Origin of the sequence: Alteromonas sp. 07-89-2, assembly GCF_013113925.1 — a bacterium.
Classification (GTDB): domain Bacteria; phylum Pseudomonadota; class Gammaproteobacteria; order Enterobacterales; family Alteromonadaceae; genus Alteromonas; species Alteromonas macleodii.
The window spans coordinates 1-15,256 of the sequence record NZ_VTYM01000005.1 but is presented as its reverse complement, the minus strand read 5'-3'; the positions used below and the strand labels follow the sequence as shown (position 1 = coordinate 15,256).

The following is a 15,256-nucleotide window of genomic DNA, read 5'->3' as shown; positions in this document are numbered from 1 at the left end:
TATATAAAAGCGGCTTTCTTTATTTTTGAGGCTCTAAATCGTCTACATGAAAAAAATAGTAATGCGGTCTGTTCGCGCCGCCCTTCAATTAATTCCCAAAACTCTGAAAGACAAGCTTAAACAAAACGAACGCTTAACTGGGTTTTACGTGAGGTCGGTAAGAAAATCTGGGCTATTTTTTGATGCTCCAACGCCTAAACAAACCCAGGCGCTATATAATCACTGGCTTAAAGTGAACGAATCTGCTTTCTCAGATTCAATGACTAAAATTGGTGAATGGCAAGCGGTAATATTTGGCACCGACTACCAAGGCGTAACAGAGGGAAATATTAAATCCCTTGGTGCCAAAGCTTGCTTAATAACGGGCGAAGGGGAGCTGGGTGCATTAGAGAAGAAAATTTCACTGTTAGACGACAGGTTACCTACATTATTGCTAAATGGTGGTGACCTATTAGAGAGCTCTGCTATTCGCCATCTTTTTGAAGCGTTAAAAGATAATGATTTAGTGTATTGTGATACTGACGAAATTAGTAGCAACGGGACTAAAACGTCACCAAGGTTCTTACCAAGTTGGAACCCTGAGCTTCAATATTCTACGGGTTACATCAATAGCGGGGTAATGGTCAAAACTTCGCTGTTAAAGTCGCTACATATTTCTAAACAAACAACGATTGCAGAGGTAATTACTGAGCTTTCCTTATCTATCAATGGTTTAGTGGTCAATCATATGCCGTTACCCTTGGTGCATCTTTCAGTCACGGAAAATATTGAAGCAAAACCGCTAGAACGTGTGAAGATGGTGATAGAAAGACATTCAAGAGCTACAGTTGAATTGGATGAAAAGTTTAACGTAAATCGACTTTGCTGGCCCAATACAAATCCACTGGTGAGCTTAATCATCCCCACGAAAAATGGGAAAGCACTGGTTAAAGCTTGTATTGAATCAATTCTAGAAAAAACAACATATAACAATTACGAAATATTGCTCATTGATAACGGCTCTGACGAGCAGGAAAGTATTGAGTACTTTGACTATTTAGACACTTTGGACAAGGTTCGAGTTCTTCGTTATCCAGCGCCATTTAATTACTCTGCAATTAATAACTTCGGTGCTGAACATGCAAAAGGTTCCATTCTTGGGTTAGTAAATAATGATATTGAGGTCATATCGCCTAATTGGCTAACATATATGGCTGGTCACGTTGAGCGGGAAAGCGTTGGCTGTGTTGGTGCAAAGTTGCTTTATTCCGATACGCGTATCCAGCACGCTGGTGTCGTATTAGGGTATGGTGGTGGAGCCGGGCACGCACATAAGAATTTTCCTCGGTTTCATGCGGGTTACCTAAATAGGATCGTCGCTACAAATAACTATAGTGCCGTTACAGCCGCTTGTTTGTTAGTTAAACGCGCACACTTCGATACGGTACACGGGTTGAACGAAAAGAACCTTTCTGTTGCCTTTAACGACGTGGACTTTTGTTTGAAAGTAAAAAGTTTAGGTGTTCAGAACGTCTATTGTGCAGAAGCTGAGCTTTTCCATCATGAGTCGGTTAGCAGAGGATTAGATATCTCGCCCGAAAAGGCTGCGCGTTTTAATCGAGAATTATCGTTTTTACAAACTACATGGCGCGCATTTATAAAGTGTGATCCGGCTTATAATCCAAACTTGACTCTTAAGCGAGAGAACTTTTCAATAAAAAATGCTGCCGAGTTAAAGATTGAGTGACAAAGGCATAGTTGATGCATGTGCATAAAACATAGTTTTGATACACTATTTCAAGAATTAGGGAAGTTAGGCGTAGTGTTCATCATTGTTTAAAATTACTATGCGATATTAGTTGTGTAGTTATCGAATTTTATTTGTACAAAACTGGAGAGAATTTAAATGGATAGTACTATGCAGAAGCTCAAAATAGCCGTAGCAGGCACAGGCTATGTAGGGCTTTCAAATGCAGTGTTACTTGCGCAGCACAATGAAGTGAAAGCAGTTGACTTGGTAGCTGAAAAAGTCGAAATGCTGAATAACAAAAAGTCTCCAATTGAAGACAAAGAGATAAGCGAATACCTGACAACAAAAGAGTTAAATCTAAAAGCAACTTTGGATGCGCAAGAAGCGTATAAAGATGCTGACTATGTGGTAATTGCTACACCTACGGATTACGACCCGCAAACGAACTACTTCAATACAGGTAGTGTGGAAGCGGTTATAAAGACGGTGATGGAAATTAACCCTGATGCAGTGATGATTGTAAAATCGACCGTACCGGTAGGGTTTACCAAAGACGCAAAAGCCCGTTTTGGTTCTGACAATATTATCTTTTCGCCAGAATTTTTACGTGAAGGCAAAGCGCTTTACGACAATCTTTACCCAAGCCGTATCATCGTAGGCGAGCGTAGTGAACGCGCGGAGGTTTTTGCAAAACTGCTTCAGCAAGGTGCAATAAAAGAGAATATCGATGTTTTATTCACCGACAGTACTGAAGCAGAAGCTATCAAACTTTTCGCCAACACTTACTTGGCAATGCGTGTAGCGTACTTTAACGAGCTAGATAGCTATGCAGAGCGTAATGGTTTAGACACTAAACAAATCATCGAAGGTGTCGGTCTAGACCCACGTATCGGCAATCATTACAACAACCCAAGTTTTGGTTACGGTGGTTATTGCTTACCAAAAGATACCAAGCAGCTACTAGCTAACTATAGTGAAGTGCCTAATAACATGATTCAGGCCATTGTAGATGCTAACCGTACTCGTAAAGATTTTATTGCCGATTCAATTGTTAGCCGTGGCCCCAAAATTGTTGGTATCTATCGCCTTATCATGAAGTCTGGTTCTGATAACTTCCGAGCAAGTGCTATTCAAGGCATCATGAAGCGTATTAAGGCGAAAGGTATTGAAGTTGTAGTTTACGAGCCAGTACTTAAGGAAGAGGAGTTCTTCCGTTCTCGTGTGGTAAACGATTTAGAGGAGTTTAAGAAAATTTCTGACGTAATCGTAGCAAACCGTGTTACGGGCGATATCGAAGACGTGCTAGATAAAGTTTACAGCCGCGACTTGTTCAACGCTGACTAACCCAAGTTCGGGGTCAGAGTACATTTTTCCATGTAAATTAAAAAAGCCAGGTTCATAACCTGGCTTTTCTTAGTTAGACAAACTGCCTTACACTGCGTTTATTTATCAGAACGCCCATATCTATCTGAGAAACGAACGATATCGTCTTCCCCTAGGTAAGCTCCTGATTGTACTTCAATTAGCTCTAGAGGAATCTTTCCTGGGTTTTCTAATGCGTGAACAGCCCCAATCGGTATATAAACCGACTCATTCTCTGTAAGCATTTGGACTTCCTCACCAATAGTCACATTAGCAGTACCTGATACTACCACCCAATGTTCAGCTCTATGGTGATGCATTTGGACTGATAGCTTTTCACCTGGCTTCACGGTAATACGCTTAACTTTAAAACGCCCACCATTGTCTATTGAATCGTAACTTCCCCAAGGTCTGAAAACTTCGCGGTGAAACTCAAATTCAGGGCGCTTTTCAGCTTTCAAACGGTTCACAACGGTTTTGATGTGTTCTGCGTTTTTCTTATTCGCCACCATAACAGCATCTTTGGTCTCAACTACAACCACGTCTTCTAGGCCAATAACTGCAACTAGGCTGTGCTCGGCATTCACATAGCTGTTGGTGGTACCTTCTAATAAGGTGTCGCCCGTAGTTACATTGCCATTTGCGTCCTTTTCACCCGTCTCCCAGAGAGACGACCAACTGCCTACATCAGACCAACCTGCATCTAGTGTTACCATCGCGGCTTCGGATGTTTTTTCCATCACTGCATAGTCGATAGAATCACTCGGGCATGAAGCAAATATGTCTTTGTCTACACGAACAAAGTCGAGATCTTTTTCGGTTTTTTCAATCGCCTTTTTACATACTGAATATATGTCAGGTGCGTGCACTTCCAGCGCCTTTAAAAATGCACTGGCTTTAAACATAAACATGCCGCTATTCCAAAAATACTCACCTGAACTTACGTATTGTGTTGCGGTAGGCATATCTGGCTTTTCAACAAATTCACTTACATCGAAGCCAATATTCAGTTTGTTTCCGGCTTTTATATAGCCGTAACCAGTATGAGGCTGAGTGGGGACAATACCGAAAGTAACTAACTTACCTTGCTCAGCTAATACTTGTGCTTCCTTAATCTTAGACTGAAATGTTTTGCTGTCTTTGATCAAGTGGTCTGCAGCTAAAACTAGAAGAACCGGGTCATCTCCGTCTTCGCACGCTTGGAATGCTGCAAGCGCAATCGCTGGAGCAGTATTTCTTCCTACAGGTTCTAACAGTATATCGCTGTTATCGACACCTATTTGTCGCATTTGCTCTGCAACAAGAAAACGGTGTTCCTCATTGCAAATGATAGATGGGGGCAGAGACTCTATGCCATTAAGTCTTAGCACAGTATCTTGAATCATCGTCTTATTAGAAGTGAGAGATAGAAACTGTTTTGGTAAAGCGGCGCGAGACTTTGGCCATAAGCGGCTTCCAGTACCGCCTGCAAGAATGACTGGCTTCATTAGCGTTCCTTGATTCTGGTATGCTTTTTCTCGGCTCAGTATACTAAGTTATTGGGATATTTAAACTAGAGGATGCTTAAGTGGCACTATTTTAGCTGGGCAACCGAAGTATTTATCAACATTGTCCTCTCTTTCGAAAATGCAGAAGGAAAAATTGACTCTCATAGTTCTAGTATTATTGCTAGATGTTGGTATCGCTTAATGAACAAGTCTAAGACTTGAAACCTTCAGCCGAGCGTTTTATCCAAAAGTCTAACTATAAATCAGCGGAGTATTGATTTAAGGTAGAAAAAATCTTCAATAAAGTCGCCAAAAAATTTAATAAAATAATAGGGACATTAAAAATGAAAAAAAGCCTAATTGCGCTTGTAGTAAGTGCAACCTTTCTTGCCGCGTGCGGCGGCTCTGACAACAAGAACGAAACTCCCGATCTTAATGAATCTCCTGTTCTTACTGCTGATACAGCTTCAACCCTCAATGGTGAAAGCATCACAATTGATGTATTAGCGAATGATTCTGATCCAGACGGCGACACGTTAACTATTTCTGCTGTAGGTACGCCAAGCACCGGTGACGTCACAATTGTTGATAATGCATTAGTTTATTCGCCGCCAGCTCAAGCTATGGGAGAAATTACCTTTTCTTACGACGTAACAGACGGAGAAAAAACGGTAAGTTCGTCCGTAACTATTACAAATGAACAGCAAATTACTATTGCGGGAATTGCAACAGATGCGCCTTTGTCTAATAGTACAGTAACAGCTACAAATAACGATGGTGAAGTTTTAGCAACGGTAGCTGCAGACGCGTCCGGAGAGTACTCTCTACCAATAAAAGTTAGTGCTGATCCGGGTAATATTGCACTGTACGCCATGGGGGTAGAGGCTCAAAGCCATGTTAGCCTGATGTCTCGCGTAGGAGACTTCACTGATTTATTGTCTGTTGCATCTGAGAATCAAACTACAGAATTGTCCGATGAACTTTTACCTGACAGTAAAATTACCCACATCAGTACCGCCAAAGCTGTGCTTTATGATCAATATCTCGCAGAAGGAGGAGACGAGAGCTTTAACGTATTCGCGACCCAAGTCGATTTTGACGAAGTGATTGGTTTGGCAAGTTTCATAAAACTTTTGGCTGACAATGAAGATTTTCCGCTTGATGATGGTGTTAATACTCTCACCTTCTTTACACAAAGCGAAGACGATGTACTTGGAAGTATCAGGGGATATTTAGATGGTTTGGGCTTAACAGAAGAAGACGGTTCCTTCTCTGAGTCTTATATAGAGGCAGTTAATACCGCAAGAGCAGAGACCCTAGAAGATGAGACATTAAAAATTTCCTACACCAATGCGGACATTGCTGGCAGCGAGTTTGTTATTTATGACGGAGGAAATTTTCAGGCGGTCAAAGGGGAAAAAGTATTAACGTTCAACCCTGAAGGCAATGGCGTTTTAACATCATCAGATAGATTCGCAAACAATATTGTAGATGCCTTCAGTTGGGAAATTGAAAACGGCAAAATTAAACTGACTTTTCCTGATGCTACTGGAACTGTGACATACCCTTTTCTTACAGATGAACTTCTGGCGCATTTCGACGAGGACACACAAGCAGAGTTACTTGAACTCGAGAGCATAGGTTTTATAAATCAGTGGCAGCTAACCCGTCGAATAGTTAGCTCAGAAGTTAGTCTAGTTTCAGTCAACGACAGTAACGCTTTTGCATCAGAGGTGAATACTTATAACCTATCTCTAACGGATGCTTCAGGAGGCTACACACAGACTTTTGAAGCGTCTTTAACCGAAGCCGGTGAGATGTCTTATCACAACGGCAGCTATATTCAACTGACCAGCGAGGACGTAACGAGTAGTCCTTGGGTGCTAAACGTTCAAGATGTTTTGACGATAGACCATCCTTTTGAAGAGAGCAGTACAATTACTGGTCATGGCATGATTGCTGATAGTTTTACCTTCAATGCAAATGGTACCTACGAAACGTTGGTAACAGGTGAGACGGGAATGTGGACACTCGAAGAAAGTACACTGCAATTTCAATATGGAGACACCACTTTCAAACTTAGTCCTTTCAAAGAGCACAATGATTATCTTCTGGCGTTACTGGAATTTGCTGATGAAGGTAATACTGTAAAGTACTCAGTAGACATGCATAAGGTTCGAGGCACTGTGGATACAACACAGCTAGTCAGTGAGCTTCCTGTTGCGTGGTTGTCTCATATTTTCGACCATGACGGTCCTGACGGGTTACCACTTTACAACGATGTTTTTGGCTATTATTTCTTGCAAAATGGTACAGCAGGAAGAATCTATCCTAACAGTGCTGAAGAAGAAGCGTCGTTCACGACTGACTATGACACGTACAATTGGCAATGGGCGATTGTAGATAATGTTGTAATCATCGAAGGGCAGATTGGCGGTGATGACTGGATGCTTAGAAGAAAACGTCAGTGGCACGTATTGGGGGAAACCGAAGACGGGCGCATGATGGTTATCGAAAATTTCATCTTGTATTGGGATGAGCAAAACCCATATGCCGACTTCATATTGCCACGATTAAATTTCTACAAGAAGCTTGATTTAGAAACACTGTATCCCGAGCAGTGGGCTAGATTTTCAGCATCAGGTGGTATGGGAAATAACGAAAGTACACCAGTGTCGATTAGTTACTCTTCTCAATCACTTACTCTTTAATGTGTAAGGGTAGCGAGCCAGATTGCAATGGCTCGCTATGCTCTCATATTTCAGTATTCATCCTGACTTTAATATCAAATAAGTTAGTGAATTTCAGTACAAAAAACTTCCCAAATCCCAAAATTCAAAATAGAATCCGCACCAATTCAACCCCTGCCATTAAGCCTCAAGCTTACGCACATCCGGCGGGGAAGAAGCATGCTTTAAAATATTGGGGTCAGAATACATTTCTTCCTCCAGTACGATCTGTCAATTTGGTTACCAAAATCAATAATCAGAATGTTGAGTTCATGCTACCTATTACATTACACCAGCATGAACATGTATTTGTTTTAGTTTGCTTTTATTAGCGGAGTCGTTATGAATAGGCTGCGTGAGCTGTCCAGCCAAGTGATGGATGTTTACCAATCTCTTTCCCAAGAATTCAGTGCATATCAATCTAGCCAGTCACTAAACTGTGTTGAGAAATGTGGTGCATGTTGCAATAACCCCGACATTGAAGTGTCGCCATTGGAGATGCTGCCTTTAGCACTTCATCTGTTTGATACAGGACTGGCTGAACAGGCGTTTGACGAGCTAGACAACTACAGCGGCTTCGCCTGTAAACAATATCAACGCTTAAGTTTGGACGGTAAAGAAGGCTACTGTGGAATTTACGAATACCGACCTGGCATTTGCCGTATGTTCGGTGCAGCAGGTTATAAAACCAAATCTGGCGAAGCCACACTTTCGGTGTGTAAACCTATTAAGCAAGCTGTACCAGAGAAGTATGCGGCCGCGCTGATTGCTATACAGCCACAGCATTTAGATATCTTTGAAAAGCGATTAGTGGATGATATTGCCGCAAATAGTGAGGTTCGAGTTACATCGACAAAGCCGCCAATGATCGCAGAAGGCAGACAAAAACTTGCTCAATTAGATTATGAATTGGGGGAAAGACTTATGCCTATTAATGACGCACTACGTTTTGTGTTAGAAAAAATTCTAACGCTGAGTTTCTATGCTCAAGATATAGATGGTGGTGTTGCTGCTTAAATTAAGTGGGGGCAGAAAATGTACTCTGACCCCACCATTAAGTGCACTACGTTAGAATTCCGCGAGCGGCTTCTACGATTGCCTCACTAATAGTGTAGTCAGCACGGCTTTTGCCAGTAATGGCATAGTATCTCTCATTTAGTGTGCTTGCGTTACCAATACAGTGCACGCCATATTGCTCTTCTACGTGCTTTGAAATTGCCGATGGTGCGCAGAAAACACCGAAGTCTTCGCTGCCAAAAAGTTTGAGCAAAGCAGTATCGTCAAATTCGGCTACCACTTTGGGGTACAGCTGTTCTGTCTCAAGCCAACTTGTAAGTGCTTGCCGTATTCCTGAAGTATTACCCTGAATTAGCAACTGCATTTGATTTAAACACTCTGGAAAAGTCTGTTCTTCAGTAAGCGGTGCTTTAGCAAAGAAGCTCAACGAACTTTCGCCCAAGAAAAAACTATTGGCGCTTATTTGTGTACCAGGGGCTATGCCTCTGTCTGCTAGAATGAAATCGATTGCGTTGATGGCGAGCTCTTTCAACAAACCGTCGAAGCTATCCTCTTTTATCACGTATTTAACCTGTGAAAACCTACGCATGGTGGCATGCACAAAGTCGTAAAAAAGCACTTTTGGAATACCATTAGTAATACCTATCACAAATTCTTTCGTATTCACTTCATCGCTATTGTTAAGTATTTCAGCTAGTTGATTTCCTTTATGAAATATTTCGCTGGCATACTGATAACTTACTTTACCTCTCGCGTTTAGGTATAGGCGCTTATTTATTCTATCAAAGAGAGAATAACCTAGCTGATTTTCGAAGGTGCTTAGTTGCCCGCTTACGGTTTGCGGGGTAACGTGGAGTAATTTAGCGGCTTTCGCAATGCTACCCTCACGGGCAACAAGATAGAAATAATATAAATGATGGTAGTTTAGGTGATGCATACTTCAACAAGTTACTCGATTATTAAGGTATTAGGGGCAAAAAATGTACTCTGACCCCATTTTTTTCGATGAACTATTAAGAATATAACAGATTTATTCTAACTAACTATTGCAATACACTATCTAGCGTTGTTTTTGTACGATTAAAAACGGCGCGTCACTGATTTTTAAGCTAGCGGTATATTGAAGACATAACTATGGCTAAACCAATTGATTTACGTAAAACGCGAAAGACCTTATTTTCGCTATTGAAACCAGAGGCTGGCTTTTTTTGGGTTGCTATCGCATACGGTGTAGCAATAAGTTTAATGACCCTTGCGGTACCTATAGCGGTTCAAACGCTGATCAACAGTATCGCCAATATCGGTTCAACTCGGGCAGTTATCATATTGGCCGTCATTCTATTTCTTACTTTATTTATATCTGGCGTGTTTAACGCGCTGCGTATGCGAGTGATGGAGTTCTACGAGCGTAAAGTTTACGCCCGCCTCACCGCAGACTTAGGGCTAAAAACTATTCTTGCGCCCCACAGTTTTTTTGAAGGTCGACAAAACGTTAGCATTACACAGCGCTACTTCGACATAATGACGTTTCAAAAGAATATGCCGTCTTTAATGATTGATGGTTTCGCGCTTGTACTACAGATGCTGGTAGGTTTCACTCTAGTATCATTCTACCACCCAGCGCTTTTCGCGTTTAATGTGGTGCTTTTACTTACCATGTATGCGGTTTGGAAAATTTGGGGGCGTGGTGCTAAGCGCACGGCTATTGAATTGTCTAACGCAAAATACGATTCTGCAAAGTGGCTACACGATATTGCAATTGCTCACGAATTCTTTAAGTCAGCTGATCATGTTGAATACGCAGGGCGCAGCACCGAAGGTTATATCAGTAATTATGTGAAAAAGCACAAAAGCCACTTTCACTACACCTTTTCGCAGGTGGTTATGTTTCTATTGATGTATGCCGTGGCGAGTGCTTCGCTACTTGGTATCGGTGGTGTTCTGGTTGTCCAAGGCGAGCTTTCTATCGGTCAGCTAGTGGCTGCTGAGCTTGTGATGTCTGCTGTTTTCTTTGGGTTGTCTCGCTTTACCCAATATTTAAAACTTTACTATGAGTTATATGGCGCTGCCGAGAAGCTGGGTGGCGCCCTTGCCATGCCGCAGGAAGAGCTTAATGCATCGGAACACATACCGGCTTCTTCTAAATTGGTGTTTAACGATGTTGAACTTAAACATGGTAATGATGCGTGCCACCTCAATGTTATCTTCGAACCTGGCACTAAGTATTTTGTTACTACTGATAAAAGTTGGGTGCAGAAGCAACTGCTAGGATTGCTGAAGCAATATGACCGCGTTAAATCGGGCGACATCTTGTTAGGAGAGCTTAGTCTAAACGATTACGACACCCATGAGTTACGGCAGGCTGTCACCATTCTAGATCGTTCTTTAATTATCGAAGTTTCTGTAGAGCGCTACTTAAAATTGGCACATCCTCAGGCAACCATCGCTGACATTCGCGCAGCGCTTGAGGAAGTAGAAATGACCAAAGTGATAGATAGCTTACCAGAGGGTTTGCAGACTAAAGTATCCGTTTTAGGGGCACCGCTGCAGCCATTGGAGTTTTTGTTGCTTAAACTTGCCGCCGCTATCATCGGTAAACCTAAGCTGCTCATTTTGAATCAGCACTTCGACGCAATACCGGTAGAGTTGAGGGTGCGACTCCTGCGACGCTTAAGTAGATATGATTTTACCGTCATGTATTTTACCAATATGCCACTGCCAGATTGTTTCGAAGGTGTGTTGCATCTGCACGATAACGCAACGGCAATGTTAAATGAGTATTCAAATGGTGAGTCACCGATTAGTGCTGCTAACGCAAGCGAGAGCAGCACGGCTTCAAAGAACAATAAGGAGGGTGAGTAAGTGAATAACGCAGAACGTCGCTTTTTAGACAACATCACTTCATTGCCTTCATTGAAAGTGCCAAAGCTTCATCGTGTAATTACCGGAGTTATCATCTTCTTGGTGTTGGCAGCTGGATTAATTTTGTATTTCACACCATGGATCCAAACGGCTTACGGCACCGGTATGGTCGACTCGCTCGATCCTAAAGACAGAACCCAACCGATAAATGCGTTAGTTGATGGACAAGTAAAGCAGTGGCACGTAAGGGAAGGTCAACAAATAAAAGCCGGCGAGCCAATCGTTACGTTAATCGATATTGATGCGCAGCGACTTGAGAAGCTGCGATCTCAGCTTTCAGCAGCGAACTTAAAGAATCAAGCAAATGAAACAGCAGTAAGAAATGCTGAGAACAACCTGGCGCGTCAAAAGTCTCTGCAAGAGCAAGGGCTGGTATCACGTAAAGAAGTAGAACAGGCCGAGATAAAAGTGCAGGAACTGCGAGCAAAAGCTGCCGCCTCTGTTTCGGAAATTAATGAAGTAAGCATGATTTTATCTCGTCAATCGACGCAGACTAAATACGCACCCGTTGATGGTACGGTTGTTCGATTGCTATCAGGCGGTGTGTCTACGTTCGTAAAGTCGGGCGATATTCTTGGGCAGTTTATTCCAGCAGATGCAAAACGCAGCGTTCGCGTTACCGTGAGAGGGTTAGACGCACCGCTGGTTAAGCCTGGTGCAAAGGCGCGTTTGCAATTTGATGGCTGGCCCGTTTTTCAGTTTAGTGGATGGCCGGGTAGTGCAATAGGTACCTTTGGTGGTGAAGTTGTGTATGTAGAGCCTGTTGCTAATGCTACTGGCGATTTTAACGTGTGGATTAGACCTGACGAGTCTGATATTCCATGGCCAGCTGAAAGCTCTGCGCGTTTGGGAAGCCGGGTTAAAGCGTGGGTGCTATTAGAAGAGGTGCGTCTAGGTTACGAGATGTGGCGACAGTTGAACAACTTCCCGCCATTGCCAACGCAAGAGCCTACTACCGGTGGAGCCAAGGGGGCTGGGGCATCAATATGGTAATTCGAAGATTTACATTAGCAGTGCTTGCAACTGTTGCGGTTATTAGCACTCATGTTTCTGATGCAGTAGCGCAAAACAAAAATACTAGGCAAGCACCATCAATCGATGCACTTATCCAGAGTATGGTGAACTATCATCCCTACGTTAGGGCGATAAATGAAGGAAACTATCAAGCTGCAGCCGAGTTAGAAATAGCAAGAAGCAGTTTTGATCCGTTTATAGAGCAGAAAACCAGTAGCCGCGTTAGCGGATATTACGATGGTACTAATTTAACGCAGCGCTTTTCTAATCCGTTCGAAGACTTTAATGGCTCGGTTTATACCGAGTACCGTATATCAGACGGTGATTTCCCGGTGTACGAAGCCGATTACGAAACCTTGTCTGGTGGCGAGGCTAGTGTGGGCATTGCCATCTCCCTACTTAAAAATAGAGAACTGGATAAACGTAGAACGGAGTTAGCCAATGCAGGGCTAGCGACTTCACAATGGCAAGCGTTAGCGACAAGTTTAATTAATGACTTTGTTTACAAAGGGGTTAGTGAATATGTTGCGTGGTACGAAAGCGCATTGCAGGTCAATGCCGTTACAGAGTTGCTAAACACCGCAACACAACGTGAAAGAGCGTTGGTGACCCGCGTAGAGAAAGGAGATTTAGCCAATGTTGTGCTGACAGAATTTAAAGCCAACATTTTGCAACAGCGCCTTTTGCTTGCCGAGCTTAAGCAAAAGCGAGACGCACATGCTCAAATGCTTTCTTTTTATTGGCGTTCACCTAAGGGAGATATGTTGATAGTGGATGAAGCGAACCCGCCGAAAGATATAAACTGGCCTTTCTGGGTTGGTAACGGTCAGCTTATGACTCTTCGCAGTGCCCTTCGTAATCACCCTGAACTTGATGTGATGAAATTAGAACAGCAGGTGGTAAATAACAAGGCTGCGTTGGCTAGCAACGCGTTATTGCCGAAGTTAGATTTAAAAGCATCGGTTGCAAGAGATATAGGTTCTGGTCCGTCAAATTTAGACGGTACCGAAACAAAAGTAGGTCTGTCGTTTTCCTACCCTTTAGGAAACAGGAAGGCGAAAGCTGAACAAGCCCAATTACAGTCAAAGCAAAGAGAGCTAGAGCACAAGCTAACCTCTACTGAGCAAGCGATAACTCAGCGTTTTGAACAAGCGCTAGTTTATTGGGGGCAGGCGAAAGACATTGTTGCTCTTCAAAGTGAAAATGCGGCGCTAGCGAAAACCCTTTCTAAAGTAGAAAAAACACGTTTCGATGCAGGTGACAGTGATATGTTCGTGTTAAATGCGCGCGCACAAAATGAAATTAAGGCCCAAATAAAAGAGATAAAAGCGAAAGTGGACTTACTAAAGGCAGAACTAACCCTTTATAAAGAAGCCGCTATGTTGCACTCCCTTAACAACTGAGCTTTTTTGAAAACATCAGGTTTAATTGTGAAGTAGGCTTGGTTGCTATCGCTTGCTGCTTGTTGTTAAAAAGCAGGTAAGGGTTGAAGATACTAGTACAGCTATAAACAAAAACGGCGTATTGAGAAATCAATACGCCGTTTTTTAAAAATCAATTAGTAGGGGGTTAATTGCCCAGTGCACTATTAAAGTCGTCTTCGCTTAGTCCGGCAGACATAGCGTATTCTTTTAACTTATCCTGAGATACGCCCGCATGTTGCGCAGTATTTAAAATACGCATTACTTGTTCACGCTGCTGCGCAGATTCTCTCACCGCCGTTTCAACTACCGTTTCTGCTTCGTTAGGAAACACGGCCAGAAGCGCATCCACTACATACTCACCAACAAAAGGAACAGCATTCAATGCGCTTGTCATGATATCGACAATCTTATTTGGATGTTCTTGCGACAATGTCTGAACAATACTGTCTGCTGCGTCAGGTTGAGTAAGCACGGCAACGCGTACAATCTCATCTAGCTCTTCAGGTGTTGAAACCGCAGCAGCCTGCACAACAAAGTCGACATAAGTCGGCTCTGCTTTTATCGCTAACTGAACAATGTTAGGGCAGCTACTTACTTCTTTCTCAATAGCCAGCTGTACAATCTCTTCAGTAGACGCAGGTTGTGCAGAGATAGCAGCAAAAATGATCTCTCTGTATTTGTCTGGATAGGTATCTAAAGCAATATCCACAATAGACACTATTTCTTGCGGATAATGACCAGCAATTGAACTGATTGCTCTGCCAACAGACATTGTCTGGTCGACCTGGCGTCGTAAAAAAGCTGTTTGGAAATGGTTTGAATCGTCAACGACTTCAACACTCGTTGAAACAGGGGGCTGAATGGCTTCATTTGAAGAAGCGTCTTGTGCCAATGCTGAATAACTAACCTGGGTAGTTAGTAATGCCACTGACAACAGTGTAAGAGTTTTTAACATAAACCCACCTTTATAATTATTGCGTAGTCAATTTCTGACACTACCAGTATTAATGCACTTACAAAGAACGCAAAGCGTGGATTGATTACGCTTATATACATTCTTATACGCATTCCCTTACGCAAGCTTGAATATCTATATCTGATATTAAGCATTAATATAATAACGGCAGGATCAAATACTACTTTAAGAACTACTACTTTATAGGATCTGAATTCCTATCCTATTAGTAATTAGTCCATATTGTCTACTAATTATCACATTTGAACGAAAAATAGACGGTTAGTTCAGTTTTTTCAACTTTTTCAAAATAAGTGTTGACGTGAGCGCTCATTTCCCTAAAATGCGCATCCGCTTCGGGGGAAAAGCAAAACAGCAACCCTCCTGAAGTAAGTCTCTACTACCTTTATAGGTCAGTAAAGACGGGGGTTTAGAAGAAGCGCTTCAGAAAATAAATTTTCAAAAAGTGTTGACAATGAAAACTTCCAGCGTATAATGCGCACCTCACTCGAGCAGGGTGAGTCACTAAGAAGCAACGGCTTTTAGTGAATGTTCTTTAAAAATTTAGACAAGACAATCTGTGTGGGCACTCGTTAAGAGTGTCACAACGACGATTC

General features: G+C 42.4%; 10 protein-coding genes. 7 read left to right on the top strand and 3 right to left on the bottom strand.

Going from position 1 to position 15,256, the window contains the following annotated elements; translation table 11 throughout:
- The first annotated feature begins 46 nt into the window (after nucleotides 1-46).
- Complete coding sequence (locus F0261_RS05090) at nucleotides 47-1,726, top strand: glycosyltransferase (protein ID WP_171337373.1); 1,680 nt, start codon at nucleotides 47-49, stop codon at nucleotides 1,724-1,726.
- A gap of 159 nt (nucleotides 1,727-1,885) precedes the next feature.
- Entirely contained in the window at nucleotides 1,886-3,073 is a 1,188-nt protein-coding gene (locus F0261_RS05085) for a nucleotide sugar dehydrogenase (protein ID WP_171337372.1), read from the top strand.
- 98 nt (nucleotides 3,074-3,171) lie between these two features.
- Here the strand turns inward: F0261_RS05085 and F0261_RS05080 are convergent, their stop codons facing one another.
- A complete protein-coding gene (locus F0261_RS05080; protein ID WP_171337371.1) occupies nucleotides 3,172-4,578 on the bottom strand; it encodes a mannose-1-phosphate guanylyltransferase/mannose-6-phosphate isomerase in 1,407 nt (468 codons plus the stop codon).
- 344 nt (nucleotides 4,579-4,922) lie between these two features.
- On the opposite strand from F0261_RS05080, the gene F0261_RS05075 reads away from it, so the two are divergent.
- Together F0261_RS05075 and F0261_RS05070 are read left to right on the top strand one after the other, a co-directional pair.
- Complete coding sequence (locus tag F0261_RS05075; RefSeq protein ID WP_171337370.1) at nucleotides 4,923-7,289, top strand: Ig-like domain-containing protein; 2,367 nt, start codon at nucleotides 4,923-4,925, stop codon at nucleotides 7,287-7,289.
- A gap of 360 nt (nucleotides 7,290-7,649) precedes the next feature.
- Nucleotides 7,650-8,324, top strand: a complete 675-nt coding sequence (locus F0261_RS05070; protein WP_069945023.1) for a YkgJ family cysteine cluster protein — start codon at nucleotides 7,650-7,652, stop codon at nucleotides 8,322-8,324.
- Between the two features lie 46 nt (nucleotides 8,325-8,370).
- Here the strand turns inward: F0261_RS05070 and F0261_RS05065 are convergent, their stop codons facing one another.
- Nucleotides 8,371-9,261, bottom strand: a complete 891-nt coding sequence (locus F0261_RS05065) for a LysR family transcriptional regulator (protein ID WP_171337369.1) — start codon at nucleotides 9,259-9,261, stop codon at nucleotides 8,371-8,373.
- Nucleotides 9,262-9,458: 197 nt separating this feature from the next.
- Between F0261_RS05065 and F0261_RS05060 the strand changes: the two genes are divergently transcribed.
- From F0261_RS05060 to F0261_RS05050, 3 genes are read left to right on the top strand one after another with little or no spacing between them, the layout of a single operon-like run.
- Entirely contained in the window at nucleotides 9,459-11,186 is a 1,728-nt protein-coding gene (locus F0261_RS05060; protein ID WP_171337368.1) for an ABC transporter ATP-binding protein, read from the top strand.
- Nucleotides 11,187-12,239 (top strand): HlyD family efflux transporter periplasmic adaptor subunit, encoded by a 1,053-nt coding sequence (locus F0261_RS05055; RefSeq protein WP_171337367.1) that lies wholly within the window; start codon nucleotides 11,187-11,189, stop codon nucleotides 12,237-12,239.
- Complete coding sequence (locus F0261_RS05050; RefSeq protein ID WP_367613853.1) at nucleotides 12,152-13,663, top strand: TolC family protein; 1,512 nt, start codon at nucleotides 12,152-12,154, stop codon at nucleotides 13,661-13,663. Before F0261_RS05055 ends, F0261_RS05050 begins: the two co-directional genes overlap by 88 nt.
- A 166-nt stretch (nucleotides 13,664-13,829) precedes the next feature.
- On the opposite strand, the gene F0261_RS05045 is transcribed toward F0261_RS05050, so the two are convergent.
- Nucleotides 13,830-14,639 carry a hypothetical protein gene (locus F0261_RS05045; RefSeq protein ID WP_171337366.1) on the bottom strand — a complete coding sequence of 270 codons (810 nt, stop codon included), beginning with the start codon at nucleotides 14,637-14,639 and terminating at the stop codon, nucleotides 13,830-13,832.
- Nucleotides 14,640-15,256 lie beyond the last annotated feature (617 nt).